The sequence below is a fragment of the Arthrobacter sp. MOO21 genome, from assembly GCF_057369995.2.
This window is the reverse complement of sequence record NZ_CM170671.2, coordinates 62,093-88,784: the sequence shown is the minus strand read 5'-3', so window position 1 is coordinate 88,784 and position 26,692 is coordinate 62,093. Positions and strand designations below refer to the sequence as shown.

Annotated in this window: 28 protein-coding genes and 1 pseudogene; 23 read left to right on the top strand and 6 right to left on the bottom strand. The window is 67.5% G+C overall.

What is annotated here, in order from left to right; genetic code table 11:
• The first annotated feature begins 134 nt into the window (after positions 1-134).
• Both AC2JAJ_RS00430 and trxA read left to right on the top strand, forming a co-directional pair.
• Entirely contained in the window at positions 135-620 is a 486-nt protein-coding gene (locus AC2JAJ_RS00430; RefSeq protein WP_221383807.1) for a nucleoside deaminase, read from the top strand.
• Between the two features lie 2 nt (positions 621-622).
• A complete protein-coding gene (gene trxA / locus AC2JAJ_RS00425; protein WP_486414662.1) occupies positions 623-1,060 on the top strand; it encodes a thioredoxin in 438 nt (145 codons plus the stop codon).
• On the opposite strand, the gene AC2JAJ_RS00420 is transcribed toward trxA, so the two are convergent.
• On the bottom strand, positions 1,057-2,229 hold the full coding sequence (locus AC2JAJ_RS00420; protein WP_486414663.1) for a pyridoxal phosphate-dependent aminotransferase: 1,173 nt from the start codon (positions 2,227-2,229) through the stop codon (positions 1,057-1,059). The genes trxA and AC2JAJ_RS00420 overlap by 4 nt on opposite strands.
• Before the next feature lie 64 nt (positions 2,230-2,293).
• Between AC2JAJ_RS00420 and truB the strand changes: the two genes are divergently transcribed.
• The 10 genes from truB (at position 2,294) to AC2JAJ_RS00370 (ending at position 12,360) form a co-directional block, all read left to right on the top strand.
• Complete coding sequence (truB, locus tag AC2JAJ_RS00415; protein ID WP_473692919.1) at positions 2,294-3,229, top strand: tRNA pseudouridine(55) synthase TruB; 936 nt, start codon at positions 2,294-2,296, stop codon at positions 3,227-3,229.
• 2 nt (positions 3,230-3,231) lie between these two features.
• On the top strand, positions 3,232-3,585 hold the full coding sequence (locus AC2JAJ_RS00410) for a hypothetical protein (RefSeq protein WP_486414664.1): 354 nt from the start codon (positions 3,232-3,234) through the stop codon (positions 3,583-3,585).
• Positions 3,586-3,604: 19 nt separating this feature from the next.
• A complete protein-coding gene (locus tag AC2JAJ_RS00405) occupies positions 3,605-4,081 on the top strand; it encodes a hypothetical protein (protein ID WP_486414665.1) in 477 nt (158 codons plus the stop codon).
• 79 nt (positions 4,082-4,160) lie between these two features.
• The gene (locus AC2JAJ_RS00400; RefSeq protein WP_486416762.1) at positions 4,161-5,144 is read left to right on the top strand and encodes a bifunctional riboflavin kinase/FAD synthetase; all 984 of its coding nucleotides are present in this window, start codon (positions 4,161-4,163) and stop codon (positions 5,142-5,144) included.
• A gap of 36 nt (positions 5,145-5,180) precedes the next feature.
• Positions 5,181-6,035: a tryptophan 2,3-dioxygenase gene (gene kynA, locus AC2JAJ_RS00395; protein ID WP_486414666.1), complete on the top strand. Its 855-nt coding sequence runs from the start codon at positions 5,181-5,183 to the stop codon at positions 6,033-6,035.
• Positions 6,032-7,288, top strand: coding sequence for a kynureninase (gene kynU / locus AC2JAJ_RS00390; protein WP_486414667.1), 1,257 nt, complete (start codon positions 6,032-6,034; stop codon positions 7,286-7,288). Before kynA ends, kynU begins: the two co-directional genes overlap by 4 nt.
• Before the next feature lie 183 nt (positions 7,289-7,471).
• On the top strand, positions 7,472-7,741 hold the full coding sequence (rpsO, locus tag AC2JAJ_RS00385; RefSeq protein ID WP_221383798.1) for a 30S ribosomal protein S15: 270 nt from the start codon (positions 7,472-7,474) through the stop codon (positions 7,739-7,741).
• A 243-nt stretch (positions 7,742-7,984) separates the two neighbouring features.
• The gene (locus AC2JAJ_RS00380) at positions 7,985-10,243 is read left to right on the top strand and encodes a polyribonucleotide nucleotidyltransferase (protein WP_486416763.1); all 2,259 of its coding nucleotides are present in this window, start codon (positions 7,985-7,987) and stop codon (positions 10,241-10,243) included.
• Positions 10,244-10,356: 113 nt separating this feature from the next.
• Positions 10,357-11,718 (top strand): M16 family metallopeptidase, encoded by a 1,362-nt coding sequence (locus AC2JAJ_RS00375; protein ID WP_473692911.1) that lies wholly within the window; start codon positions 10,357-10,359, stop codon positions 11,716-11,718.
• Positions 11,719-11,814: 96 nt separating this feature from the next.
• Positions 11,815-12,360, top strand: a complete 546-nt coding sequence (locus AC2JAJ_RS00370) for a DUF1579 family protein (RefSeq protein ID WP_486414668.1) — start codon at positions 11,815-11,817, stop codon at positions 12,358-12,360.
• 10 nt (positions 12,361-12,370) lie between these two features.
• On the opposite strand, the gene AC2JAJ_RS00365 is transcribed toward AC2JAJ_RS00370, so the two are convergent.
• A complete protein-coding gene (locus tag AC2JAJ_RS00365) occupies positions 12,371-12,556 on the bottom strand; it encodes a hypothetical protein (RefSeq protein ID WP_486414669.1) in 186 nt (61 codons plus the stop codon).
• Positions 12,557-13,386: 830 nt separating this feature from the next.
• On the opposite strand from AC2JAJ_RS00365, the gene AC2JAJ_RS00360 reads away from it, so the two are divergent.
• The gene (locus tag AC2JAJ_RS00360; protein WP_501053286.1) at positions 13,387-13,572 is read left to right on the top strand and encodes a hypothetical protein; all 186 of its coding nucleotides are present in this window, start codon (positions 13,387-13,389) and stop codon (positions 13,570-13,572) included.
• Positions 13,573-14,041: 469 nt separating this feature from the next.
• Here the strand turns inward: AC2JAJ_RS00360 and AC2JAJ_RS00355 are convergent, their stop codons facing one another.
• The 3 genes from AC2JAJ_RS00355 to moaA all read right to left on the bottom strand — a co-directional run bounded on the left by AC2JAJ_RS00355 (position 14,042) and on the right by moaA (position 17,111).
• Positions 14,042-15,646, bottom strand: coding sequence for an HNH endonuclease signature motif containing protein (locus tag AC2JAJ_RS00355; RefSeq protein ID WP_486414670.1), 1,605 nt, complete (start codon positions 15,644-15,646; stop codon positions 14,042-14,044).
• Between the two features lie 63 nt (positions 15,647-15,709).
• Positions 15,710-15,976, bottom strand: coding sequence for a MoaD/ThiS family protein (locus AC2JAJ_RS00350; RefSeq protein WP_501053285.1), 267 nt, complete (start codon positions 15,974-15,976; stop codon positions 15,710-15,712).
• A 7-nt stretch (positions 15,977-15,983) separates the two neighbouring features.
• Complete coding sequence (moaA, locus tag AC2JAJ_RS00345) at positions 15,984-17,111, bottom strand: GTP 3',8-cyclase MoaA (protein ID WP_486414671.1); 1,128 nt, start codon at positions 17,109-17,111, stop codon at positions 15,984-15,986.
• 180 nt (positions 17,112-17,291) lie between these two features.
• Between moaA and AC2JAJ_RS00340 the strand changes: the two genes are divergently transcribed.
• The 8 genes and pseudogenes from AC2JAJ_RS00340 to AC2JAJ_RS00305 all read left to right on the top strand — a co-directional run bounded on the left by AC2JAJ_RS00340 (position 17,292) and on the right by AC2JAJ_RS00305 (position 23,352).
• A complete protein-coding gene (locus tag AC2JAJ_RS00340; protein ID WP_486414672.1) occupies positions 17,292-18,839 on the top strand; it encodes a molybdopterin-dependent oxidoreductase in 1,548 nt (515 codons plus the stop codon).
• A 23-nt stretch (positions 18,840-18,862) separates the two neighbouring features.
• Positions 18,863-20,113: a molybdopterin molybdotransferase MoeA gene (locus AC2JAJ_RS00335; protein ID WP_486414673.1), complete on the top strand. Its 1,251-nt coding sequence runs from the start codon at positions 18,863-18,865 to the stop codon at positions 20,111-20,113.
• Entirely contained in the window at positions 20,101-20,595 is a 495-nt protein-coding gene (gene moaC / locus AC2JAJ_RS00330; RefSeq protein WP_221383789.1) for a cyclic pyranopterin monophosphate synthase MoaC, read from the top strand. Before AC2JAJ_RS00335 ends, moaC begins: the two co-directional genes overlap by 13 nt.
• Positions 20,592-21,123 (top strand): annotated as a pseudogene (locus tag AC2JAJ_RS00325) (MogA/MoaB family molybdenum cofactor biosynthesis protein). Before moaC ends, AC2JAJ_RS00325 begins: the two are co-directional and overlap by 4 nt.
• Entirely contained in the window at positions 21,113-21,589 is a 477-nt protein-coding gene (locus tag AC2JAJ_RS00320) for a molybdenum cofactor biosynthesis protein MoaE (RefSeq protein WP_473692892.1), read from the top strand. Before AC2JAJ_RS00325 ends, AC2JAJ_RS00320 begins: the two are co-directional and overlap by 11 nt.
• Positions 21,590-21,700: 111 nt before the next feature.
• Positions 21,701-22,471: a 4-hydroxy-tetrahydrodipicolinate reductase gene (dapB, locus tag AC2JAJ_RS00315; protein ID WP_221383787.1), complete on the top strand. Its 771-nt coding sequence runs from the start codon at positions 21,701-21,703 to the stop codon at positions 22,469-22,471.
• 3 nt (positions 22,472-22,474) lie between these two features.
• Positions 22,475-22,954: a hypothetical protein gene (locus tag AC2JAJ_RS00310; RefSeq protein WP_221383786.1), complete on the top strand. Its 480-nt coding sequence runs from the start codon at positions 22,475-22,477 to the stop codon at positions 22,952-22,954.
• Between the two features lie 101 nt (positions 22,955-23,055).
• Positions 23,056-23,352 carry a hypothetical protein gene (locus AC2JAJ_RS00305; protein WP_486414674.1) on the top strand — a complete coding sequence of 99 codons (297 nt, stop codon included), beginning with the start codon at positions 23,056-23,058 and terminating at the stop codon, positions 23,350-23,352.
• Positions 23,353-23,409: 57 nt separating this feature from the next.
• Here the strand turns inward: AC2JAJ_RS00305 and AC2JAJ_RS00300 are convergent, their stop codons facing one another.
• A complete protein-coding gene (locus tag AC2JAJ_RS00300) occupies positions 23,410-24,645 on the bottom strand; it encodes a heparan-alpha-glucosaminide N-acetyltransferase domain-containing protein (RefSeq protein WP_486414675.1) in 1,236 nt (411 codons plus the stop codon).
• Between the two features lie 581 nt (positions 24,646-25,226).
• Here AC2JAJ_RS00300 and AC2JAJ_RS00295 point away from each other — a divergent pair.
• Positions 25,227-25,511 (top strand): hypothetical protein, encoded by a 285-nt coding sequence (locus tag AC2JAJ_RS00295; RefSeq protein WP_486414676.1) that lies wholly within the window; start codon positions 25,227-25,229, stop codon positions 25,509-25,511.
• Between the two features lie 233 nt (positions 25,512-25,744).
• Positions 25,745-26,653 carry a 4-hydroxy-tetrahydrodipicolinate synthase gene (gene dapA, locus AC2JAJ_RS00290; protein ID WP_221383783.1) on the top strand — a complete coding sequence of 303 codons (909 nt, stop codon included), beginning with the start codon at positions 25,745-25,747 and terminating at the stop codon, positions 26,651-26,653.
• Positions 26,654-26,692 lie beyond the last annotated feature (39 nt).

Here is a 26,692-nt window from a genome sequence, read left to right as displayed (position 1 = left end):
GAGCCTCCGCAGAGGCGGAATATGGAACCCCCGGCGTAAGAGTAGGCCTCTACCAGCGGGTATGTACTGCTGGCATACCCCCCAATTTCCCCCTTTTCCATCCCCTAACGCTGCGCTGTGGCTAGGATCGTGCTATGACGTCCGAAGACCGGGGGAACGGCCCCTTCCAGTACCTTGAACAGGCCGTGCAATTGGCCACCTGGAACGTCAGCCAGGGCGGCGGGCCCTTCGGCGCGGTGGTGGTGACGCCGGACGGGACAGTCCATGAAGGCGTTAACCGGGTGACCCGGGACAACGACCCCACGGCCCATGCCGAAGTGGTCGCCATCCGGGCAGCGGCCGCGGCGACGGCGAACTTCGACCTCGGCGGCTCGGTCCTCTACGCCAGCTGCGAGCCGTGCCCGCTGTGCCTGGCTTCCGCATTGTGGGCAAGGATCGGCCACGTCTACTTCGCCGCCGACCGCCACGGGGCAGCGGCGGCGGGCTTCGACGACGCCCTCTTCTACGACTACTTCAGCGGCAGCAAGCCCGAACTGATGCCGGTCACCCGGGATGACATCCCGACGTCGGACATCCCCTTCCAGACCTGGCGCGCCTTCGAGGGCAGGACGGAATACTAGCCATGGAACCGGTGCTCATCAGCTGCCCCGCCTGCGGAAAAACCAACCGGGTGCCCGCCTCGGCAGCGGGCCATCCCCGGTGCGGCAACTGCAAGGCCGACCTGCCGTGGATCGTGTCCGCGGACGATACCGACTTCACCGCGGTCGCGGAAAACTCGCAGGTTCCCGTACTGGTGGACTTTTGGGCCGCGTGGTGCGGGCCCTGCCGCATGGTCAGCCCGGTGCTGGACAAGCTCGCCCGGGAACGCCCCGGAAAGATCAAGCTGGTGAAAGTGGACGTGGACAAATCGCCACGGCTGTCGCAGCGCTTCGAGGTGCAGGCCATCCCCACGCTGATGGTGATAGTCGACGGCAAAGTGGCTGCCCGCCAGGCAGGCGCCGCCCCGGCGAACGTCCTCCGCTCCTGGCTGGACAACGCCGTCGCCGGCGCGCGTAACTAGCCCGCGGAACGGCTGCCGTCCCTGGCAGGAAGCCGCGACAACCCCTCCAGCAGGTCCTGCTTCCGGCCGCACAGGGCGACGCGCACCCACCCCTCGCCAATGGACCCGAACGCCGTTCCCGGTGCCAGCGCCACCCCTGATTCGGCGAGGAAGCGCCGCACCCACGTGCGTACGTCACCGCCGGTGACGTGGGACATGTCCGCCCAGAGGTAGAAAGCGCCATCAGCCCTCAGGTAGGGGATGCCCTTGGCGTCGAGCACGGCGGATGCGGCGTCCCGGTTGGTCCGGTAATGCCCGTGCGCGTGCCGCACGTAGTCCTGAGGGCCGGTGAGGGCGGCAAGCGCCGCGTACTGCGGCGGTGACGCCACACAGGAGACGATCGACTCCATGACGTTGTCCATCTTTTGTTCAAGCCCGGGCGGGCAAATCAGGGCCCCGATCCGCAGCCCCGTCAGGCCATACGTCTTGGACAGCGTCAGGGACGTGAAGACGCGCGCGTCGCCGGCGGTGCCGCCGTCGAACCTCGCCGGACTGATGTGCCGCACGTCGTAGGTGAAAGCCTCGTAGCACTCGTCGGAGATGACCCACAGGTCATGGCGGCGGGCCAGGTCCATCAGTTCCCGGATCACGTCCTCTCCGAGCACCGCGCCGAGGGGGTTCGAGGGGGAATTCAGGACCAGCACCCGGGTGCGCGCGGTGATCAGGGCCGCCACGTCGTCCACCCTCGGCTGGAAACGGTGGTCCGGGCGCAGCGGATACAACACGGGCATGGCGTTGAGCAGCCGGGCGGTCATCGCGAAGGTGGGGTAGCCCGGGTTCGGAATCAGGATCTCGTCGCCGGGGGAGAGCAGCAGGCTCATGGCGAAGTGGAGCCCTTGCTGCGCCCCGGACACCACGTAGACCCGGTCCGCGCCGACCTCGACGCCTTGCTCAGCCCGGAACCTCGCGGCGAAGGCTTCACGCAGGGCGGGGATTCCCGCGTTCGGGGTGTAATTGGTTTCGTCCCGGTCAAGGCAGGCAATGCCGGCGTCGAGGACGTGGCGGGGGAGGGGGAAACCCGGCTCGCCGATGCTCAGCACCAGGGCATCCGGGGTACGCCAGGCGGCTTCCGTGATTTCGCGGATCTGGTTGACGGGCACGTCGCGGACATGGGCGGCAAGCTCAGGCATGCCAGCCATCCTAGCTGCGTCCCGCTGCGCCGGGGCGCCAATCAGCGCCGATATACTGGTAGGCGTGCTTTCTGGACTGGTGATAGTGGACAAGCCGCAGGGATGGACCAGCCATGACGTGGTTGGCCGGATGCGGCGCCTCGCGGGTACCCGGAAAGTGGGGCATGCAGGCACCCTGGATCCCATGGCAACAGGGGTGCTGGTTGTAGGAATCAACAAGGCCACCCGGCTGCTCACCTACATCGTGGGGACGTCCAAGACCTACACGGCCACCATCCGGCTGGGCCAGTCCACCGTGACGGACGACGCCGAAGGGGACGTGGTTGCCACGGCCGGCACCGCCGCCGTCCACGAGCAGGCAATCCACGACGGCGTCGCCGCCCTGACAGGCGACATCCAGCAGGTGCCCAGCAGCGTCAGCGCCATCAAGGTCAACGGCGAACGCGCCTATGCGCGTGTCCGCTCCGGAGAAGACGTCAAACTGGCCCCGCGCCCTGTCACCATCCACCGGTTCGAGGTCCACGGCATCAGGCGCGACCCGGTGGCGGACGTCATCGACCTGGACGTCACCGTGGAATGCTCCTCGGGAACCTACATCCGGGCCCTGGCCCGGGACCTCGGCAACGCGCTGGGCGTCGGGGGCCACCTCACCGCCCTGCGCCGCACGCATGTGGGCCCGTATTCCCTGGACCAGGCCCGCACCCTGGAGCAGCTCGCCGAAGAGCTCAACGTGCTGGACATGTCCGACGCCGCCCGCGCACTCATGCCCAACCGGGAACTGAGCGCCGAGGAAACCACCGAGATCTCGTTCGGGCGGCGCATCGCCGCCGGCGCCGCACCGGGGAGCCCGTCAGCGGCCACCGCCGAGCATCCCGCGGCCGCGTTTGCCCCGGACGGCAGCCTGGTGGCACTCCTCGCCGATGCCGGAAACTACGCCAAACCCGTGCTCGTGTTCGCCCCCGGCAGCGGCTCGCCCGTCGGCGCCCCCGCGGAGGCCTAGGCGTGGACGCTTTCTTTTACATCATCCTGGTCGTCGGCCTGGTGTCCACGGTGCTCTGCGTGGGCGCCGGAATCCTTCGGAAGGCACCGAACGACGTCACCATCCTGTCCGTCGTCGCGGTGGAAGTGGCCCTGGTCGTGTATCTCGTCGGCTCCATGGTGCGCGTGATCGCCGGGGAGGCAATCGCCGGCGAGGCCTGGGAGTTTTGGGGCTACATGGCCACCGCCATGCTCCTGCCTCCGGCCGCCGTCTACTGGTCCATCCTGGAACGCACGCGGTGGAGCAACTTTGTCCTGGCCGCCGTCGGCGTCACCGCGCTGGTGATGGCCGCCCGAATGAACCAGATCTGGTACTGAAGTGGAAGAAGCACGCAGCATGAAAGACCAGCAGCCCCGTACCGCCGCAGACGGCGCGCCCTTGCAGAACAGCCGCAACACCCGCAACACGGGCCCCGGACGGCTGCTGATCGCGGTGTACGGGGTGTTTGCCATTTCCGCCACGGCACGTGCCGGGTACCAGATCCTCACCAAGTTCTCCGAAGCCCCGGTAGCGTACCTGCTCTCCGCGTTCGCCGCCCTGGTGTACGTCGTTGCCACCGTATCCCTGGCCAAGTCCGGCACCACCTGGTTCAAGGTGTCCGTTGCCGCGGTGCTGGTTGAACTGGTGGGAGTCCTGGTGGTGGGGGCCCTGAGCGTGTTCGATTCCGTGCAGTTCCCGCACGAGACCGTGTGGTCCCTCTTTGGCCGCGGCTATGGTTTCATCCCCCTTCTGCTTCCGGTGCTCGGCCTCGTGTGGCTGTACCGGCGCCGCCCCTCCCGGGCCACAGCGCCGCGGGCCGGGGCACGGCAGTGAATCCGGGTACCCTTGAAGAGTTCCGCGGCCGGCAAGGTGCAGGAACATCGAATGTGTGCAGTCAGCTAAGGCGAGGGTGATGGTCTACATCTGGAACGATCCGTCCGAGGTCCCGGCGGACTTCGGCCCATCCGTCGTCACCTTCGGGAACTTCGACGGCGTTCACCGCGGGCACCAGCAGGTGCTCTCCCAGCTGATCCGCTCGGCACGCCGCAGCCAGGCAAAGGCCGTGGCAGTAACCTTCGACCCGCATCCCGCCCAGGTCCACCGGCCGGAAGCCGCGCCCGAACTGATCATGGGCCTGGACGACAAACTGGAAGCACTGGGCGAACTCGGCCTCGACGCCATCCTGGTGGTCAAGTATTCACTGGACCTTGCCAGCCTGACGGCCGAAGAGTTCGTGGAGCAGTACCTCGTGGACTGCCTGCACGCCAGCCAGGTGGTGATCGGCCACGACGCCCGCTTCGGCAGGGGCAACTCCGGCGACCTGGACACCATGAAAGCGCTGGGCGACAAGTTCGGTTTCGACGTCCAGGTCATCAGCGAGTTCGGCTCCGAGGGCTACCCGCTTCACGAGGACGACGGCAAGGACCGCCGCTGTTCGTCCACCTGGGTTCGTGAAGCCTTGCAGGAGGGCGACGTCGTCACCGCGGCCGCCGTGCTGGGGCGCCCGCACCGGATGCGCGGTGAAGTTGTCCACGGTGCAGCCAGGGGCAGGGCGCTCGGTTTCCCCACCGCGAACCTTTCATCCAGTGCCTCCGGGCTGATCCCCGCGGACGGGATTTACGCGGGATGGCTCGTGGACCAGGCCGGTAAGCGCTGGCCGGCCGCCATCTCCGTGGGTTCCAACCCCACGTTCGACGGCGTAAGCCGCCAAGTGGAGGCACACGTGATCGACCGGCCCAAGGAGGCCGTGGAGGACTTCGATCTGTACGGCCAGACAGTAATCGTGGAATTCGTCGAGCGGCTCCGAGGCATGGTGGCCTACCGTGGGCCTGAGGCCCTGGTGGAACAGATGCAGCTTGACGTGGTCCAGGCGCACGAGCTCCTGGCCGGCCACTGACGCATCCGCCGGGTGGACCATAACGAAAGGCAGCACGTGTCCGTCGAAAAAAACACCCGCAAGCTGGACAAGGGGATCGTCCGCGACTTCAGCTCCCGGATGAGCTACGCCTCCTACCTGCAGCTGCCCACCCTGCTGAGCGCCCAGCAGCCCGTCAGCCAGCCCGAGCACCACGACGAGATGCTGTTCATCATCCAGCACCAGACCACGGAGCTGTGGCTGAAGCTGGTCCTGCATGAACTGCGCAGCGCTGCCGCATGGCTTCGGTCCGACGACCTGGGCTCGGCGCTCAAGGGCATTGCCCGGGTCAAGCACATCCAGAAGACGCTCACGGAGCAGTGGTCCGTGCTCGCCACGCTGACGCCAACGGAGTACTCCCAGTTCCGTGGCTTCCTGGGGAATTCCTCGGGCTTCCAGTCCGCCCAGTACCGCGCCGTGGAATTCATCCTGGGAAACAAGAACCGCAAGATGCTGCCGGTCTTCGAATCCGATCCCCAGGATTACGCCATGCTGGAGGAGCTCCTTACTGCCCCGAGCATCTACGACGAATTCCTGGCCTACCTTTCGCGGCAGGGGTTTGCGGTGCCGCGTGCGGTCCTGGACCGGGACGTCACCCGGGCACACGAGTTTGCCCCGGACCTGGTGCCGCTCTTCAAGCACATCTATGAACATGCCGCGGACAACTGGGCCGCCTACGAGGCGTGCGAGGAACTGGTGGACCTGGAGGACAACTTCCAGCTCTGGCGCTTCCGGCACCTGCGCACCGTCCAACGGACCATCGGCATGAAGACGGGCACCGGCGGATCCAGCGGCGTGACCTTCCTGCAGAAGGCCCTGGAACTGACGTTCTTCCCGGAACTATTCGCTGTCAGGACGGAGATCGGACAATGAGCCAACACCTGCAAGACATTCCAGCAGCCGCCGGGGCATTGGAGCAGCGCGCCGCGGAGCTTGACCGCCAGGATCCACTGGCCCAGTACCGCGGCCACTTCGTCGGTACCGACACTGCCCTGTCCTACCTGGACGGCAACTCTTTGGGCCGGCCCCTGAAGCGGACAGCGGAGGACATCGCCGCCTTCATCAATGACGAATGGGGCGGCCGGCTCATCCGCGGCTGGGACGAACGCTGGCTCAACCTGCCCCACGCGATCGGGGACCAGCTGGGCCGGGCGGTACTTGGGGCCGCGCCGGGCCAGACCATCATCGCCGATTCCACCACCGTGGTGCTGTACAAGCTGATCCGGGCGGCCCTGGCCGCAGTGCAGGACCCGGACCGCAATGAGCTGGTGCTGGACACCGAAAACTTTCCCACCGACCGCTACCTCGTGGAAGGTATCGCCCTTGAGGAAGGCCTGACGCTGCGCTGGATCACTCCCGATCCCGCAGCCGGGGTGACCGTTGAACAGGTGCGCGAAGCAGCAGGGCCGCGCACCGCCGTCGTACTCCTCAGCCACATCGCCTACCGCTCCGGGCACCTGGCGGACCTGCCGGCAATCACCGCGGCGGTGCACGACGCCGGCGCCCTGGTGGTGTGGGACCTGTGCCATTCAGCGGGGTCGGTGGAGATCGACCTCGACGGCGCAGCCGTGGACTTCGCTGCGGGCTGCACTTACAAATACCTGAACGGCGGCCCGGGCTCGCCAGCGTTCGCGTATGTCAACGCCCGGCACCTGGACTCGCTGAACCAGCCCATCTGGGGATGGATGGGCCGCAAGGACGCCTTCGAAATGGGCGCCGGCTACCAACCCGCCGAGGGTATCCGCGGGTTCCTCAGCGGCACCCCCGCCATCTTCGGGATGCTGGCCATGCAGGGCACCCTGGACCTCATCGAGGAAGCCTCCATGGCCGCTGTCCGGGCCAAATCCGAGAAGCTGACAGCCTTCGCCGTGGAATTGTTCGACGCGTGGCTGGCGCCGCTGGGCGCTGAACTGGCCTCGCCGCGCGACCCCGCCCTGCGCGGAAGCCACATCACGGTGGACCACCCGGACTTCACCAAGGCCACCGTGGAGGCGCTGTGGGACCAGGACGTGATCCCCGACTTCCGGGCACCGCGCGGCATCCGGGTGGGCCTGTCGCCGCTGAGCACCAGCTTCGGGGAAGTCCTGCAGGGCATGGCAGCCATCCGTGACAGGCTGGCCGGCTGATCGGCGCTGTTTCGACAAGGTTAGGGCGCGGCCGGTAAACTGGACGATGGATCCGGCTGCAGTCCGTGGCGGCTGGGTCCTGTTGCCCATGGCCAGATCCGGTTTACCGGTCCTGGACGCAGGCGGCAGACCCGGCGGTGAGTTTCCGACCGGGCCCGCACGGCACATTCCCAAGGAGTAATTGTGGCACTTGACGCCGCTGTAAAGCAGTCCATCATCAAGGAATACGCTACCGGGGAAGGCGACACCGGTTCGCCCGAGGTCCAGGTTGCCGTTCTGACCCAGCGGATCAAGGATCTGACTGAGCACATGAAGGAGCACAAGCACGACTTCCACACCCAGCGCGGTCTGCTGGCCATGGTTGGTCGTCGCAAGCGTATGCTGAGCTACCTCAAGAAGACCGACATCGCCCGCTACCGTTCGCTCATCGAGCGCCTCGGCCTGCGCCGCTAGTCTGGCTTTGGGGCGGCCCTTCCACCATGGAATGGGCCGCCCTTTCCAAAAGAAAAACTAAACAGGAGGATCAACCGCATCACGCATTCGCGGTCCTCGGTAGTGATCCCCGGGAACGGCTTCAGCGACTGAAGCCGGCGGCCCGTGGGTCTCGATCGATGACCGGGTGCAGGGCCAGTAGACAGATGCTGGGCTGGGTTGATGCGGCTGGACTTCCGTGAAACAGAAACGGAGGTGACTCTCTTGGAGGGTCCCGAAATCCAGTTCTCAGAGGCAGTCATTGACAATGGCCGTTTCGGCAAGCGGGTCATCCGCTTCGAAACCGGCCGCCTCGCCAAGCAGGCAGCAGGCGCTGCCATGGTGTACATCGACGATGACACCGCCCTGCTGTCCGCCACCACCGCCGGCAAGCACCCGCGCGAGGGCTTCGACTTCTTCCCGCTGACGGTCGACGTCGAAGAGCGCATGTACGCCGCCGGCCGCATCCCGGGCTCGTTCTTCCGCCGCGAAGGCCGCCCGTCCACCGAAGCCATCCTGGCCTGCCGCCTGATGGACCGCCCGCTGCGCCCGGCCTTCATCAAGGGCCTGCGCAACGAGGTCCAGATCGTCGTGACCGTCCTGGCCATCAACCCTGACGAGCTCTACGACGTGGTGGCCATCAACGCTTCCTCCATGTCCACCCAGCTCTCCGGGCTGCCGTTCTCCGGCCCCATCGGTGGCGTCCGCGTTGCCTTGGTCGCCGACGAAAACGGCTCCCAGTGGGTTGCGTTCCCCAAGCACTCCCAGCTGGAGAACTCGGTGTTCAACATGGTGGTGGCCGGCCGCGTGGCCGGTGACGACGTCGCCATCATGATGGTCGAAGCCGAAGCAACCGACAACTCCTGGAACCTCATCAAGGAACAGGGCGCCACGGCCCCCACCGAGGAAGTCGTTGCCGAAGGCCTCGAGGCTGCCAAACCGTTCATCAAGGCACTCTGCGACGCCCAGGCTGACCTGGCTGCCCGCGCGGCCAAGCCCACCGTCGAATTCCCGGTCTTCCTGGACTACGAGGACGACGCTTACGCCGCCGTCGAGGCCGCTGCCGCGGAGAAACTGGCTGCTGTCTTCCAGATCGCCGACAAGCAGGAACGCGACAACGCCTCCGACGCCCTGAAGGACGAGGTCCTCGCCGACCTTGCCGGCCAGTTCGAAGGCCGCGAGAAGGAGCTGTCCGCAGCGTTCCGCTCGGTCACCAAGCACGTGGTGCGCCAGCGCATCCTCAAGGACCAGGTCCGCATCGACGGCCGTGGCCTGACGGATATCCGCCAGCTCACCGCCGAGGTCGAGGTCCTTCCCCGCGTCCACGGCTCCGCCATCTTCGAGCGCGGCGAGACCCAGATCATGGGTGTCACCACGCTGAACATGCTGAAGATGGAACAGCAGATCGACTCGCTGTCGCCGGTGAAGACCAAGCGCTACATGCACAACTACAACTTCCCGCCGTACTCCACCGGTGAAACCGGCCGCGTGGGCTCGCCCAAGCGCCGCGAAATCGGCCACGGCGCCCTGGCCGAGCGCGCTCTGGTGCCGGTCCTGCCGTCCCGCGAGGAATTCCCCTACGCCATCCGCCAGGTATCCGAGGCCCTCGGTTCCAACGGTTCGACGTCGATGGGTTCCGTCTGCGCCTCCACCCTGTCCATGCTGAACGCCGGTGTGCCCCTGAAGGCCGCCGTCGCCGGCATCGCCATGGGCCTGGTCTCCGACCAGGTTGACGGCCAGACCCGCTACGCGGCACTGACCGACATCCTCGGCGCCGAAGATGCCTTCGGTGACATGGACTTCAAGGTTGCCGGTACCTCCGAGTTCGTCACCGCCATCCAGCTGGACACCAAGCTGGACGGCATCCCCGCCTCGGTCCTGGCGGCAGCCCTGAAGCAGGCCCGCGAAGCCCGCCTGCACATCCTCGAGGTCATCAACTCGGCCATCGACACCCCGGACGAGCTCTCCGAGTTCGCGCCGCGCGTCATCGCCGTGAAGATCCCCGTGGACAAGATCGGCGAAGTCATCGGCCCCAAGGGCAAGATGATCAACCAGATCCAGGAAGACACCGGCGCCGACATCTCCATCGAGGACGACGGCACGGTCTACATTGGCGCTACCAACGGTCCGTCTGCAGAAGCAGCACGCTCCGCCATCAACGCCATCGCGAACCCGCAGGTCCCGGAAATCGGCGAGCGCTACCTGGGTACGGTCGTCAAGACCACCACCTTCGGTGCCTTCGTGTCGCTGACCCCGGGCAAGGACGGCCTCCTGCACATCTCCGAACTGCGGAAGCTCGCCAACGGCAAGCGCGTGGACAACGTCGATGACGTCGTCTCGGTCGGCCAGAAGATCCAGGTGGAAATCACCAAGATCGATGACCGCGGCAAGCTCTCCCTCGCCCCGGTGGTAGCCGAGGACGAGGCCGCCGGCGACACCGAGCGTGCCCACGCTTCGGAGCCCGCTGAAGGCTCTGACGCCTAGCAGTTTCCGGACTTCCGGCATAGCACTGAATCGGCGGGGCCGGTGGATGATCCACCGGCCCCGCCGCTGTTACGATGGCAGCCAGATCCGGCTGCCCCCTTTGAAAGGCCTTCATGACTGTTGTACCCCTGCCGCTTGAGCAGAACCACGCCGGTGACACCCTGGTCCACGGCTCCGACGGAGGGTCCGAGGTGCGCCGGTCCGTGCTGCCCGGGGGAGTGCGGGTACTGACCGAGGCGATGCCGGGCCAGCGGTCGGCCACGATCGGGTTCTGGGTTGGCGTGGGGTCACGCGACGAGGCCCCCGGCCAGCACGGTTCCACCCACTTCCTGGAGCACCTCCTGTTCAAGGGGACCAAGCGGCGCACGGCGCTGGAGATCGCGTCCGCATTTGACGAAGTGGGTGGAGAATCCAACGCCGCCACGGCCAAGGAAAGCACCTGCTACTTTGCCCGCGTCCTGGACACCGACCTGCCCATGGCCATCGATGTCATCGCGGACATGATCACCGGCGCCGTGCTGGATCCGGACGAGATGGAGCAGGAGCGCGACGTCATCCTCGAGGAAATCGCCATGGACAGCGATGACCCCACGGATGTCGCCCACGAACACTTTGTCTCCGCTGTCCTGGGCAGCCACCCCCTGGGCCGGCCCATCGGCGGTACTCCCGCCGCGATCAAGGCCGTGGCCCGTGACTCGGTGTGGGAGCACTACCGCCGGTACTACAAACCGGAGGAACTGGTCATCACCGCGGCCGGCGGGCTGGACCACGACGTCGTCTGCGGGCTTGTGGTTGATGCCCTTGAGTCCGCCGGGTGGTCGCTTGAAGCCGACGCTGCCCCGGTGAAGCGCCGCTCCACCGAACGTGCGCTGATCACAGGAACGGCGGGCCTTCACGTGGTCAAGCGTGCCGTGGAGCAGGCAAACATCATCATGGGATGCCCCACCATCGTCGCCACCGACGAACGCCGCTACGTGATGAGTGTCCTGAACGCGGTCCTGGGCGGCGGCATGTCTTCCAGGCTGTTCCAGGAGATCCGCGAGAAGCGCGGCCTGGTGTACTCCACCTACTCCTTTGCTTCCTCCTACGCCGACGCCGGCTACTTCGGCATGTACGCCGGCTGCACGCCGTCCAAGGTGCGGCAGGTGCTGGACCTGCTGGCGGTCGAGCTGGACAAGCTGGCAGAGCACGGCATATCCGAGGACGAACTCCGCAAGGCGGTGGGCCAGCTCGGCGGCGGGATCGTACTGGCGCTTGAGGACACCGGGTCCCGGATGTCCCGGCTGGGCCGTGCCGAGCTCGTCTCAGGCGAGTACCAGGACATCGACGAGACCCTGCGCCTCATCAAGGCGGTCACCGCAGAGCAGGTGCAGGAGCTGGCGGCCGAGCTTGCCGCCGCGCCGCGCACCGTCACTGTCGTAGGCCCATTCGAGGAGTCGGAAACCTTCGGGTTTCCAGCCCGGGTACCGGTGTAGCCGCAGCACTATGGTTCCCCGGACACGGCCGGTACCGCGGGTTTAAGATAACCCCATCCGGCGCTGTTTCCAGCGTGCCGGGGTGAGGGGAGTACCGTGCAGGGATCCGCAGCGGGAGGCGGCTGGGAGGTTCACGACGACGTCGGCGCGCCTGCCGCCGGCCATCCCGCCTTGACAGGATTGATCGGTCACTGGCGCGGAACCACCCTCCTGGCGGCCGGTCCGTGGGGGCCGGAGCGCAGCGTGGACGCTGAGGTGTCCTACAGCCCCCTGGCCGGCGGCTTCGGGGTGGTGCAGAGCTACCGGCACGTGGAGGCCGACGGCAGGCACTTTGAAGGACATGGCATCTTCAGCATCGACCCCGTCCGCAAGGACGTGCTCTGGTACTACGTCGACAGCACAGGCGCACCTCCCGCTGCCGCCGCCCGGTGCACCTGGCACGGCGGCGTCATCAGGGTCGAGCGGCAAAGCGGCGCAGGCTGGACCCGCCATGCCATCAGCGTTGAGGGCGGCGTCCTGCAGCACGTGACTGAGCTGCGCTCAGCGGGCACGTCCGACGCCGATGCCGGGCCACGTGCGGATGCCGACGGAAAGTACCCGGCCTACAGGCCGTTCATGCGGTCAGTCTTCCGCCGCGCCTGACGGCTTGGGCTCACTGCGTTTCAATGATGCGGGTGGTCGGTGCGCCAGCGAGGGCGGGAGCATTCGCGGGGGAACGCCAGACCTTGGTCCGCAGGTCAATCAACAACCGCTCCGCCTGGGCGAGGTCTGCGAAGTCCAGTTCCACCACGATGATGTGTGGCTCGCCCACCGGACGGCCAATCCGGTGCGTGAGCACGCCGGAAGCTGCCCTGCCAACCGGATCCCGGTCGAAGGCCGCCTTCCCAGGTGTCGAAGTCCGTGATGCTGTGTTCTATCTGCAGGGTGTACATGCCCGCTCCTCCTTGCTTTCTCCTCCGGGGTTGCCCCAGCCTGGGACTTCCCACGCTGCCAAGGTAGACCGCTGCGCCTGCGGCCGGTATCCCAGAAATCTGGGTTGCTTGCCTTTACGGGGATGATCCTGCGGTTGGAGACCGGTGCGGGAGCATACTGGGGACATGACCAAGGGCTGGGCTGAAGATCGAAGCCTGGAGCGCATCCGGCTCCTTGCAGGCTCGGACCTGGACCACAAGGTTCTGCGCGGAGCAGTGCCCGCCGAACTTGGCAGGATGCTGGCCTTCGATGCCTTTGTGTGGCCCCTCTGCGATCCACGGACGGCTGTCGGGATGGCGCCGCGGGCCAGGATTCCCTGCCCGCAGGAGCTGCCGCGCCTTATCCGCCTCAAGTACCTTTCCGGACCGGGCCGGCGGACCTCCCTGATGCATGCTTCGCCTCCGGCAACCACCCTTGTGCACGCGGCACAAGGAGACCCTTCACGCAGCCCCGTCTGGAATGGATTACTGGAGCGCTACGGCGTCCGCGATGTGCTGTCAGCCGTGTTCGCGGACAAATACGGTTGCTGGGCATGGCTCGATCTGTGGCGGACAGGCGCGTCGGGCCGTGTCACCGGCGCTTTTCCGACCACGAGATTGCCGGGTCGCAGAGGCAGTAACGCCCGCGCTGCGCGGCGCAGCTGCCAGGGAGTTCCGCAATTTGCCGGCACCCGGACCGAATTCGGAGCCTGCAGCCGTGCGGCCGGACCTTCCAGAGCAGGCCGTCCTGACCCTGGACGAAGAACTGGCGATAGCAGGCCAAACCGCATCCGTGGACGAATGGCTGCAGTTGCTGCAGCCCGGACCGTTCCCGCATCAGCACGTTCCTGCTGAAGTACTGAACGTGGCTGCCCAAACTGATGGCCAGGGAGGCCGGCGTTGATACCCACCTTGCGGAGTGCCGGGTCCATGTCGGGGCGGGGCACTGGGCGTCCCTCCGGTCCAGCCGCATGGCGTCCGGGATGCCTGGTTCGACCCCACCTCTGGCAGTGACCATCCAGGCCTGTTCCGCTCCTGAACGGCTCGACCTCTTTGCCCGGGCATTTGGCCTCACGCCCCGGCAAGGGGAGTTTCTGCGGCTGGCCGCGGCAGGGGTGGACACGGAGGCCATGGCCGAGGCCCATAACGTGACGGTGTACACGGTGCAGGACCAGTTCAAGCAAATTTTCCAGACCTTCGGAGTCCACAGCCGCGCAGCCCCGCTTGCCATGGCCCTGGGGCTCGTGCCAGGACGCAATAGCCGGGTGCTTCTCCCACTGGCACCGGCCCTCCACGCACTTCAAACCAAAGCTGTGACTCCCCACCGGACTCCGCGCGGCAACTCCGGTCTTAACCTGCTGCTGCCAAGGCCTTTACGTCAGCAGCAGGCGCCAGTCCGTCTGGGGGTCGGCCGGCAGGATAAAGGGCTTTGCGTAGAAGTCGTCCCAGAGGGGGGCTGCCGGGCAGAGGTCATCAGGGTCGAGCAAGTTGCTGCCGGGTGGTTCTTCGGGTGGCGGATTGATGTCAAGGGACAGTGCACCATGAGGCCAGTGGGTTGGTTCGGGGTCGGGTTGTTCGGGGTTGTAGGTGCGGCCGGTGGGTGAGGTCCAGCCGGGTGGTTCGTTGGTGGTGGCGGGGGTGGGGGTCCAGCCGCTGGTGTGTTTGAGGCGGTGGTGCTTCGGGCAGAGTTGTCCCAGGTTGGAGGCGCCGGTTTCTCCGCCGTTGTGCCAGGCGGTGAGGTGGTCGGTGTCGTTGTCCAGTGATCGGTTGGTGCAGCCGGGGAAGGTGCACTTGCCGTCCCGCATCCTGATCCAGCGTTTGATGGTCTCGGGAAGCCGGTAGCTTCTGCGGCCGATTTCCAGCGGTGCCCCGTCGCGGGGGTCGACGAGGACGCGGTAGAACGACTCCGCCCCGTCCGCGACCAGCCGCCGTGCCATCGAGGCGGGAATCGGCCCGTGGCCGTCGAGGATGGCGGGTTCGTCGGTGAGGCCGAGGAGGGATAACACCGGAACCATAACCAGCACATCAGCCCTCGGGACGGGAACCTGGCCGAGGGCCGTGGTTCCTGGTTGCGGGGAACTGCCATCGCCGTAGCCGGTGTCGCCGGAGTTGATGGTTCCGGCGCCGAGGAGCAGGCTGGCGGCGATGTCGGGGCGGAGTTGGGTGATGGTGCGTGGTTCGTCGGGGCCTTGGAGGCCGCGGGCGATGGCGGTGGTGCGGTTCCAGATCGCGGAGGCCGTGTCGCCGGGGAGGTAGATCGTCACCCGGGCCATGCCGTCCCGGTCGGGACGGTATTCCATCCGCCGGTCGGCGGCGCTTTTGGTGTGGCGGGTCTCGATCGATTCGGGGTGGTGGCGTTCGCGCCAGGCGCGGGCCTTGGCCCGGAACCGGGACGGGACGAGTTCGCCGGGTGCGGCGCCGCGGGCCGGGTTCGGGGCGTGGGGGTCGAAGAAGTGCGCCACCAACGACGCTGCCCCGGCGGGGCTGAGGCCTTCGGTTTCATCCACGACGACGCGCGCGTGCTGCCACGAGATGGCCCCGGCGGTTAGTGCGTCCATGACCGGCGGCAGGGAGCAGACCTGCTGCGACTGGTGGACGAACGCCCCGGCTGCCGCGGAGCTGATGGTCAGGACCCCGGCGATCTCCTCCACCGCGGACATCTCCGCGTAGGTGCGTTCCGGCACGGACGCCTCCGGCGGGGTCATGGCCTGCTGGATCCGGATGCAGTCGGCCGCGTCCCGGGCCTGCCCGGCCTTGAGTTGGGCTTCCAGCCTGGACCTCAGTTCCATCCGCTCCAGCCGGATCCCGTACTGCCGCTGCAACACATCCACCCCAGCGCCGGCACCGTGACCATCAGCACCGCCAGCGGAAGCGAGTTCGGTGTCCTCCAGGAACAGCGCATCAAGGGCAGCAACAGAGGCATGAACACCCTCCATCCCCGCCCCTGAACCGCTCACTGAACCGCCGCTGATTCCCATAAAAACATCATCCAACGGAGCACTGACATTCAAAGCGGGTCGGCTCCCCGAGGCAGGAAAGTCCTACCCGCCGGCGAACGGAGGCAGCACATCCACCACGTCGTCGGCACCCAGTACGGTCGCTTGACCGCGCACGGCCACTTCATTCAACAGGAAGCTGCTGCGGGCGAGGATTCTCGCCAGGGGCGGGGTGCCGGCAGGCGGCTCCGGCCGCTCCACGGCAAGTACTGCCTGCAGGAGGTCGGCCACGGTGGCCCCTTCGGGCAGGTCGAACTTCTCTTCCTCGAAACCGGCGGCGGCGCGTGCGGCAGCGAAGTAACGTACTTGCATTGTCTTGTCAGCCCCCGATGGCGCTCATGCTGCGGTCCGGCTGGACGAAGTCCGGAGCGTCAAGGCCCACGTGGTCCATCCCGTGGGCTTTTGGTTTGATCCACATGGCATCCTGCCACCGCCAGGCCAGTTCGTCGTCCCCGGCCCCTGAACGCAGCAGGCCCAGCAGGTCGAATTCCTCCCGGGAAAACAGGCAGCTCATGATCTTGCCCTCGGCAGTGATCCTGGTGCGGCGGCAGTCCGAGCAAAACGGCTCGGTGACTGAGGCAATAATCCCCACGGTTCCCAGCACGGGACCGTCCGGCTCCGCAGAACCCGCCGCCCGCCGTCGTACTTCAAAACGTTCCGCGGGTGCGCCGTCCCGGGCCCGGCGGTCGGGACTCAGGACGAAGTCCCGGGAGAGCAGTTCGCGGATCTCGGCCGCGGTGATCATGTTCCGGCGGGTCCAGCCGTGGTCGGCATCCAGCGGCATCTGTTCGATGAAGCGGAGTTCGTAGCCGCGTTCCAGGGCCCATGCCAGCAGCTGCGGCGACTCGGCGTCGTTGATGCCGCGCATCAGCACCGCATTGAGCTTCACGGGGCCCAGCCCTGCTGCCCATGCGGCGTCCACGCCGGCCAGGACCTGGTCCAGGAAGGGCCGCCGGGTCAGTTTGGTGAACGTTTCCTCGTGCAGGGAGTCCAGCGACACGTTGATCCGGGTCAGGCCGGCCGCCTTGAGCGCCGCCGCCTTCTTGGCCAAACCAACCCCGTTGGTGGTCATTGAAATCGGCAGGTCCGGGTGGTTCCGGCGCAGGGCGGCGATGATATCCACCAGGTCGTGCCTGACCAGCGGCTCGCCGCCGGTGAGCCGGAGTTCACGGACCCCCAACTGCTCCACGCCGACACGGACAATCCGCACGATTTCCTCTGCCGACATGACGGCCTGCTTTGCGAGCCACTCAAGGCCCTCCGCGGGCATGCAGTACGTGCAGCGAAGATTGCATTTGTCCGTCAGCGACAGGCGCATGTCCGTGGCGCGGCGGCCGTACCGGTCCGTCAGTCCGGCAGGCGCGTCCGCGGGCCGGCTGGGGGGAACGGTGGGCAGCGTCGGCGCTGCCTCCTGCCTTGGCTGCGGCATGCCTAGCTGGACACTCATGAATTCAGGCTACGCCACGATGAGCCACGCATCACAGCCGTGACCCTTCCGAGTCGCCGGCGGACAACTGGGAAAGGAACGGCGCTTGGGACTGCCGGCCAAACTAAACTGGAGGTGGAGTCCCCGGCCAGCGCAACGCACGACGGCGGAGCGGGCCTTGGGGAGCGAACGGACAGTCGCATGCGGCAAGAGGCAGCGCCAACGAGGCATGGGGGCCTTGCAGCGGCCGCCGGCATCGCGGCCGTTGCCGGCGGCGTGGTGGCAGGGGAGCTGCTGGCCGGTTTTGCCAGCCCCTCACTGTCGCCACTCACAGCCGTTGGCGGTGCCGTCATCGACGCCGTTCCGCCGGGCCTCAAGGACTGGGCCATTTCGCTTTTCGGCACTGCTGACAAGGCAGCGCTCCTGGCCGGCATGGCGTTGGTCATCGCCGCGCTGGCCGGGCTGGCCGGCATGCTGGAGGAACGCCGCCGGTTTGCCGGCGTGGCACTGTCAGGGCTGTTCGGCCTCGCCGGTGCTGCCGCCGTTCTGACCCGCGCCCAGGCAACTCCGGCCGCCTTGACGCTCCCGGTGGTGGCCGCGCTCGTCGCCGCCTTCCTGCTGCGGTTCCTGATCCGTAACCTGCAGGCGCGCGAGGCGGAGCCCGTCCCGGGGAGCCAGCCGCGCCGCAGCTTCCTGCGGGCCCTTGCCGTGACGGGTGCCGCATCCGCCCTGGGCGGGGCGGCGGCCCTGATATGGCGCGGTGCCGCGGTGGCCGTCAGCGAAGCCAGGGCCCGCCTCAGACTGCCCGCCGCCGCGTCCCCGGCGCCGGACATCCCAACAGGTGCAGAAGCGGGCGTACCCGGAACGCAGCCACTGGTCACCCCGAACCGGGATTTCTACCGGATCGACACAGCCTTGTCCGTTCCTTCGATCAACCCGGACCAATGGACACTGAAGGTGACCGGGATGGTGGACCGGGAGGTGGAACTGAACCTCGCCGAACTCCTGGCCAAACCACTGGTGGAGCGGCACATCACTATCGCCTGCGTCTCCAACGCCGTGGGCGGGGATCTGATCGGGAACGCCCGCTGGCTGGGCTGGCCGGTCCGCGGACTGCTCGCCCAGGCCCGTCCGCGTCAAGGGGCGGACATGGTGCTCTCCCGCAGCGCCGACGGCTGGACCGCCGGCACACCGCTGGACGTCCTGGCGGACGAAGGCCGGGACGCACTGCTCGCCGTCGGCATGAACGGCGAGCCGCTGCCGCTTGAGCACGGGTTCCCTGTCCGCTTGGTGGTCCCGGGCCTGTACGGGTACGTGTCGGCCACCAAATGGGTCACGGAGCTCAAGGTCACCAGGTTCGCCGACGACGCGGGCTACTGGACTCCCCGCGGCTGGTCCGAGCGCGGCCCAGTCAAGACCTCGTCGCGGATCGACGTGCCCCGCAGCGGACGCCCGGTCAGCGCCGGAACCGTTGTTTTCGCCGGCGTGGCCTGGGCACAGCACACGGGCATAGGGAAAGTGGAACTGCGGATTAACCGGGGACCGTGGCGCGCGGCGGAGCTGGCCCCCGGCATTTCACATGACACCTGGTACCAGTGGAAGCTGGGCGCAGACCTCACGCCGGGGCAGTACGAGGTCCAGGTCCGGGCCACCGACCTGCGGGGCATCGTCCAGGATGAAACGCAACGGCCGCCGGCCCCTGACGGGGCCACTGGATTCCACACGGTTAGAGTGGACGTGAAATCCTGAAGGCCGCGACCGAAGGCGTACCCATGACCAGCCATCCCCAGCACGGCCATGCCCAGCCCGCAGCAGGGCATGCACGCTCCGTTGCGGATCATGCCGCCGCCGTCGTGGACCTCCTCCACGCGGTCCGGGCTGCGGACCGCGCCGAAACACTTCCGCTGAGCCAGGCACTGGGCCGGGGCCTGGTGCGGGACATCACAGCGCCGGTCAGCCTGCCGCCCTTCGCCAACTCCCAGATGGACGGCTATGCCGTCCGTTCCGGGGACATTCCCGACGGCGGCGCGGACCTTCGCATCATGCCCCCGGTTCCTGCGGGGTCGCGTCCGCAGCCGCTGGAGCCCGGGACGGCCGCTCCCATCATGACCGGTGCCATGATCCCGGCGGGGGCCGACGCCGTCGTACCCATTGAACGCGCCGCGCCGGACCACTTTGTGGACGCGGGGTACGGAGCCACCGTGAAGCTGCCCGCCGTGCAGGCCGGAACCTGCGTGCGCGCCGCCGGCAGCGACATCCCCATGGGGGAGCGGGCGCTGGCCGCCGGAACGTTCCTGGGCCCGGCGCAGCTGGGGCTGCTCGCCGCGCTCGGCATCCCGGACGTCGAGGTGTACCGGGCCCCGGCCGTCCTGCTCGTGGCCACCGGGGACGAGGTGGTGGAACCTGGAAATACGTTGGAGCCGGGCAGGATCTACGACGCCAACGGCACCCTGCTGGAAGCGGCCATGCGGCAGGCAGGCCTGGCCGTCAGGCGCGCCGGGATCTCCACGGACAACCCGGACGAACTGCGGAGCCTGCTGCGTTCCAAAGGCCAGGGAGTAGACCTGATCGTCACCACGGGCGGAGTCAGCAAAGGCGCCTACGAGGTGGTGCGCCAGGCGATGGCGGACCAGGCCGTGGAATTCCTGCACGTGGCCATGCAGCCGGGCGGACCGCAGGGGATGGGAACGTTTGACGGCGTCCCTTTCCTGGGCTTTCCAGGCAACCCGGTCAGCTGCCTGGTGTCCTTCGAAATGTTCCTCCGGCCGGCCCTGGCAACACTGCTGGGGGCACCGGCGCCCAGGCTGCCGCTCCGCGCCCGCCTGGGCCAGGCACTCACCTCGCCAGGACAGAAGCACCAGGTCCGCCGCGGCATCCTGAGCGCGGACGGCACCGTGCACCTGGAAGGCGGCGAAAGCTCGCACCTGATGCACGCGCTCGCAGGCTCGAACGTCCTGGTCCACGTCCCCGAAGGCGTCTCTGCGCTCGCCGCAGGGGATGAGGTGGAAGTATGGATGCTGTGAATTCAGAACAGACACCGGCAGCCTTGACGCACCTGCGCCAGGACGGCAGCGCCCAGATGGTGGACGTCTCCGCCAAGGCAGAGACAACGCGGGAAGCCACAGCCACCGCCACCGTCCACACCACCGCCGAGGTGATGGAACTCCTTGGTACCGGCGGCCTTCCGAAGGGTGATGCCCTGGCAGTTGCCCGCGTGGCCGGCATCATGGCCGCCAAGAAGACTCCGGAACTGATCCCGCTCTGCCACCCGCTGCCCATCTCCAAAGTCACCGTCGACTTTGACCTCGGTCCGTCCGCGGTCACCATCAAGGCCAGCGTCAAGACACGGGGGGTCACAGGCGTTGAGATGGAAGCCCTGACCGCCGCCTCGGTGGCGGCCCTGAGCGTCTATGACATGATCAAGGCCGTGGACAAGCACGCGGTCGTAACGGACATCCTGGTGCTGGCCAAGAGCGGCGGCAAGAGCGGGGACTGGGCACTGTGACCAACCCTGGAATCCTGGATGTCCCGGAACCGCACCGGCACGGCGACGTGCAGGGGCGCAAGGCCGGCATCGTGATCGCCTCCACCCGCGCCGCGGCGGGGATCTACGACGACGAGACCGGCCCCGTCATCGCCGACTGGCTGACCGAGCACGGCTTCGACGTCTTCCCGCCGATGGTGGTTCCCGACGGGGAGCCCGTGGCAGGCGCCATCCGGGCGCTCCTGACCCAGCGTCCCGCCGTCGTCATCACCAGCGGAGGCACGGGCCTGAGCCCCGATGACCGCACCCCGGACGTCACCCTTCCCTTCCTCGACCGGGAAATCCCGGGGATCATGGAAGCCATCCGGCGCGCCCGGCGCCGCCAAGACGCCCCTGGCAGCACTGAGCCGGGGCTTTGCAGGCGCGGCCGGACAAACCTTTATAGTGAATCTGCCCGGTTCACCGAAAGGGGTCATGGACGGACTGACTGTCCTGGACCCGGTGATCGGGCACCTCTGCGACCAGCTGGAAGGCGGACATGGGCACTGAAGCAGCATTCGAGGTGGTATCCGCAGTCCTGAGCGCGGAGCCCATCTCCGTTGACCAGGCGATCGCCGCCGTGGAGAGCGATACCGCCGGCGCGGTGGTCAGCTTCAGCGGCGTGGTCCGCAACCACGACGGCGGCAAGGCAGTTCAGCGGCTCAGTTACAGTGCGCACCCCACGGCGCACCAGGTGATGGCCGACGTCGTCGCGCGGCTTGTTGCCGAGCAGAACGCTGCCGGGGACAACGGCGGGGATGCCGTGCAGCAGCCGGTCCGGATCTGGGCGGCGCACAGGATCGGAATGCTGGAAATCGGCGATCCCGCGCTTGTGTGCGCTGTTTCCGCCGCGCACCGGGGCCAGGCCTTCGCTGTCTGCTCCGAGCTGGTGGACCGGATCAAGGAGCAGGTCCCCATCTGGAAGGAACAGTTCTTCTCCGACGGGACCGTGGAATGGGTCGGCGCAGGCGGCTGAGGGCCCGCCGTAAAACGTACGGATATCCGTAGGTTATCCGGCTGCTTCCTGCGAGGTAACGCACGCGGCCCGGTTCCTGCACGGGGCGGCCTCGCCGGTAGGCTTAACGGCATGACCGAACAACACTCCGCACCCAAACTGGTGGCCGTCCTGGGCGCCAATGGACGCATGGGCGCCGAGGCCGTCAAGGCCGTCGACGCCGCGCCCGACATGAAGCTCGTCGCAGCCTTGGGGCGGGGTGACTCGCTGGACCAGGTGGCAGCCGCCGGCGCCCAGTACGTGGTGGACCTGACGGTGCCCGAAAGCACCGAAGAAAACGTCCGCTTTGCCGTCGAGCACGGGATTCACGCCGTGGTGGGCACCACCGGCTGGGACGCGGGCAGGCTGTCCGCGCTCGAATCCCTGCTCGCACAGCACCCGCAGACGGGGGTGCTGATTGCCCCCAACTTCGCCCTGGGCTCGGTGTTGGCCTCGGCCTTCGCTGCCAAGGCATCCAAGTACTTCGAATCGGTGGAAATCATCGAACTGCACCACCCGGACAAGGTGGACGCCCCCTCCGGCACCGCCGTGCGCACTGCCCAGCTCATTGCGGCGGAGCGGGCTGCGGCAGCGCTGCCGCCCAGCCCGGACGCCACCACCAGCGAAATCGCCGGAGCCCGCGGCTGCGAGGTGGACGGCGTGCGCGTCCACAGCGTGCGGCTCCGCGGCCTCGTGGCCCACCAGGAAGTCCTGCTGGGCGGTCCCGGGGAACAGCTGACCCTGCGCCACGATTCCTTTGACCGCGCTTCCTTCATGCCCGGCGTGCTCCTGGGGGTGCGCAACGTCGCGGCGCATCCCGGGCTCACCGTCGGCCTCGACGGCTACCTGGACCTGGGGCTCTAGGCCGTGGACTCGCTCCTCTCCGGTTTCCGGAGGAACCGCACCAAGATCTGGGTGGGCGCAGTGACGCTGTTGCTGGTCTTCTACCTGGTGGTGTCCTTCCAGCGCTCGGTCCTGCTGCTGGGTGACAGCAACCTGACGGCCAAGGCCATCGGCGCCGCCTACCTGGTGCTGCCCGTCATCGGCGCGTGGGCCCTGATCCGCGAGCTCTTGTTCGGCGCCCGGACCGAACAGATGGCCAAGGTCCTCGAAGCCGAAGGCGGGCTGCCCGTGGACGAACTGCCGCGCACACCCGGTGGCCGTATCGTGCGGGCAGCCGCGGACGCGGAATTCGAAAAGTACCGTGCCGAAGCCGAGGCCGCTCCAGATGACTGGCGGTCCTGGTTCCGGTTGAGCTGCGCCTATGACGCCGCCGGTGACCGCAAGCGTGCCCGCGCGTCCATGCGCGACGCCGTCCGGCTCTTCACCACGGCCTCCCAGCTGTAACCTGGCCCGGCTGCCTGCCAGGCCGGCCGGGTTGCCGGCCGGGTCATCATCTGTCCAACTGCGATGTCCTGGACTCCATCTACACGGCCGAGATTCCTGAGATGTCCTACTTGGAGCCAAAGAACGGCGGCTTCCTGGCCATCAAGGTTTCGTGGGAGGCGGTGACCGGCACCAGCCTGTCCTCCCCGTCGAACTTCGTCGTCTACGACGCGGACGGCAAAGAGGGCGAACTTATCTACCTGGGCGAAGGCATGGGAGCCCTGCCCACAGAAGAGGTCAATGCCGGCGACGCACGCCAGGGAATCATCGCGTTCGACGTCAAAAAGGGCCCCGTCAAGGTCGTCGTGAACGACGACTTTGGCGACGAAGCATCGGCCTTCACCCTGACTCCGCAGTAGCCGGTCAGGACCGAACCCCGCGGCGCTATCTGGTGGCCCGCGGGGTTCTGTCGTTACCTAACGCAGGGCCGTGACCCCGCCGCGGCCCAGCCGGTTCGCCGCATGGCCCACCCATTCCAGGGGGCCTCGCCACGACAGCCGGGTGAATACCACGCCGAGAAGGATCGCAGTGGCGGCCTGGGCGAAGTACATCCCATCCTCCGTCCAGCCGGCAGGCAGCGGCTTCAGGTAGAAGCCCGAGAGCACCCAGACGTGGACGGTGTACAGGGTCAGCGTCATTGCCCCGGCGCCCCTCAACGGCAGCAGCAGGTCCAGGTCCACCCAATCCGCAAGCCGCTCCAGGAGCAGGCAGGCACCAATGACGGCCGCTGCCACGGCCGAGGTATGCAGCAGGTCAAGGGAGGTGCCCGAATGCGGTGCCGCGGAAGCCAGCCACCACCACGACCCCTCCTGTGACAGTCCTGTCAGGTTCACCTGCAGCACGCTGTCCAGCGGGTAGCCCGGTGAGTTGAGGACCTTCTCCAGCGCCCCGCGGCCGCCCCAGCTTTCCATCGCGGCGACGCCCAGGGCCTTGGCTGCTATCGCCACCACTGTCCCGGCCACGAGAAGGAAGACCGGGACCAGTGCCTTGGTGAGCGCCAGGCGGCCGATCACCAGTCCCACCAGCAGATAGGACAGCCACTGGAGCACCGGGTAGTAGCCCGTGAGGAACAGGTCTGCCAGCAGCTGAGATGGGACGGACAAGTCTTCCCAGGAAGGATTATGGCCCAGTTTCAGCGGCGGTTCGGAAGCAAGGAGCCATGGCCGCAGCAGGTATGCCAGCACCGGCGACGCCAGGATCCAGCCGGCAGCCCAAAGACAGAGGCGCTTCACGCCCAGCCCCAGGAACGGAAGGATGCACAGGAACAGCACCGCGTAGTGGACCAGGATGATGGCCACGTTGACTTCCAATGCCCCCAGGGAAAGTCCGACGGCGGCGATCACCAGGGCCCGCAGCGCCACGCCGCGTCGGGCGCCGGAGAGTTCCCGGCCCTCCACTGGCTCGTGCTTCCCCGTGGACAGCGCCAGTCCCACACCGGCCAGCACCGCGAACAGGGCGGCCGAGCGGCCGGAAAAGACGAGGCCCACCCACGTTGGGGTGAGGCTGGGGTTGGACTCGAACGTGGGCAGCAGGTGCGTGGCCATCATGCCCAGCAGGGCGAGGCCGCGGGCAGCGTCGATGCCTCGAAGGCGGCCCGGCTCCTGCCGGCCTGGGGTCTTCCGGGACCTGGTGGCCGGGATGCGGGACGTCATGAGCAGATCGTCTCACACCGTCCTTGCCGCCTGCTGTCAAGGGGAGTGTGCAGCAGCGCACGCAGCCGCCGGAACATTCGGCACATGAACTGCCGCGGTCACGGCCTCCGGCGCCAAGCCTTGTATTCGAATATATGTTCGAATAAGATGGCGTCATGCTCACGCCATCGCACGCAGCCCCGATGCAACCCGACAAGCGACGGCCGGGAGACCGGCAAGCAGGACACGCGGAAGCAGAGCACGCGGAAGCAGAACACGCGGAAGCAGGCCCCGCGCGCGGAGGAGCCGCGCAGTCGGGAGCCCAGCGAATGGAAGCCCGGCCCTTAGACGCGGGGCAACCGGAAGCCTGGGGTGCAGGGGCCCGGCAGGCGGGCGGCCGGCTGCCGGGAAGCCATCCCCCAGGAAGCACCCCAGGTGGCCAATCCTCCGCCGGCGCCGTGGGAGCAGCGGCCGGAAACCGGGGGAGCGGTGCCTGGCACGGTGCTCAGGACAGTGCTCCGGACAGTGTTCCGGACCGTGCTCCGGGCAGAGCTCCGGACCGTGCTCCGGAGAGCGCCCGGGACAGTGGTCTGCTCAAGGCCATGAGCCCCGGAGTGGTGGACTACCTGTTCCGGCAGCTCGTGGCCGGGCGGGCAGCGGCGGACGTCCAGTGGGAAAACGAAGGCATTAGCCTCGATGCCCAGCCTGAGGGAGCCGAGCTGGCCCGCCGCCTGTCGGAGACGGACATCGAAGCTTTGACTCCCGTGGAGCTGTTCCACTACGTCAGGGCGGCCCAGCGCCTCGTTTCCTGGGCTGAGGACCTGCGGCAGGCTGCCGTCGGCTGTTACTGCCATTCGGGGGCCGAGCCGCGGACGGAAAGCCCTTAGCTCAGGCATCGCCTCCAGCGGTCCGGGTGTTCCACTACGAAGCCCTGCAAGGGCGGCAGGATCCCGGTGGCGGCGGCCCACAGGCAGGCGGGGCAAACGAGGCCGTGCCTTCGCGGCCCGTGGGAAAACCCGCGGCGCCCACGGCAGCGCCGGCGGCCGGAAGAGCAGGATTTGACGCTCGTCACGCCCGTGGCATTGTCCTAACCAGCGGGAGACAGGGTAACGTTTTTTCCATGGCTGACTCTTCCGCGCACATCCCTGCCCTCGGTACCCTCCTGACCGCCATGGTTACGCCGTTCACCAAGGACGGCGCGGTGGATTACGACCAGGCGGCGGCGCTGGCCACCAAGCTGGTCGACGACGGCTGCGACGGCCTGGTGGTCACCGGCACCACCGGCGAAACGTCCACCCTGACGGATGAAGAGAACCTCGGCATGTTCCGCGCGGTCAAGGACGCCGTCGGCGGACGCGCCGCCATCATCGCCGGCACCGGCACCAATGACACCGCGCACTCGGTCCACCTGTCCCGGCAGGCCGCAGCCCTCGGCGTCGACGGTCTCCTCCTGGTGACCCCTTACTACAACAAGCCCAGCCAGGCCGGCGTCCGCGCCCACTTCGAGACCATCGCCTCCGCCGTGGACGTCCCCGTCATGCTGTACGACATCCCCGGCCGGTCCTCCATTCCGATCGAACCCGACACCATGATCCGGCTGGCCCAGCACCCCAACATCGTTGCCGTCAAGGACGCCAAGGCCGACCTCACCGCCGCCACCCGCGTCATGGCCGAAACCGACCTCCTCTTCTACTCGGGAGACGACGGACTCACCCTGCCCTGGATGGCGCTGGGCGCCGTCGGCCTGGTGGGCGTCACCACGCACGTGGCCACCCGCCGCTTCCGCGAACTCATCGACGCCGTCAATGCCAACGACCTCGGTACCGCGCGCAAGATCAACTTCGAGCTCCAGCCGGTGGTCCGGGCGACCATGACCCGGGTCCAGGGTGCCGTGGCGGCAAAGCAGATTCTTAAATGGCAGGGAGTCCTGCCCAACTCGATTGTCCGTTTGCCCCTCGTGGAGCCGGACGAAACCGAGATCGAAACCATCCGCGGGGATTTGGCGGAGGCGGGGCTGGTCTTCTCCTGAGGCTAAGACCGGCGCCCTTCCGCCTGGAAAGTAGTGCAA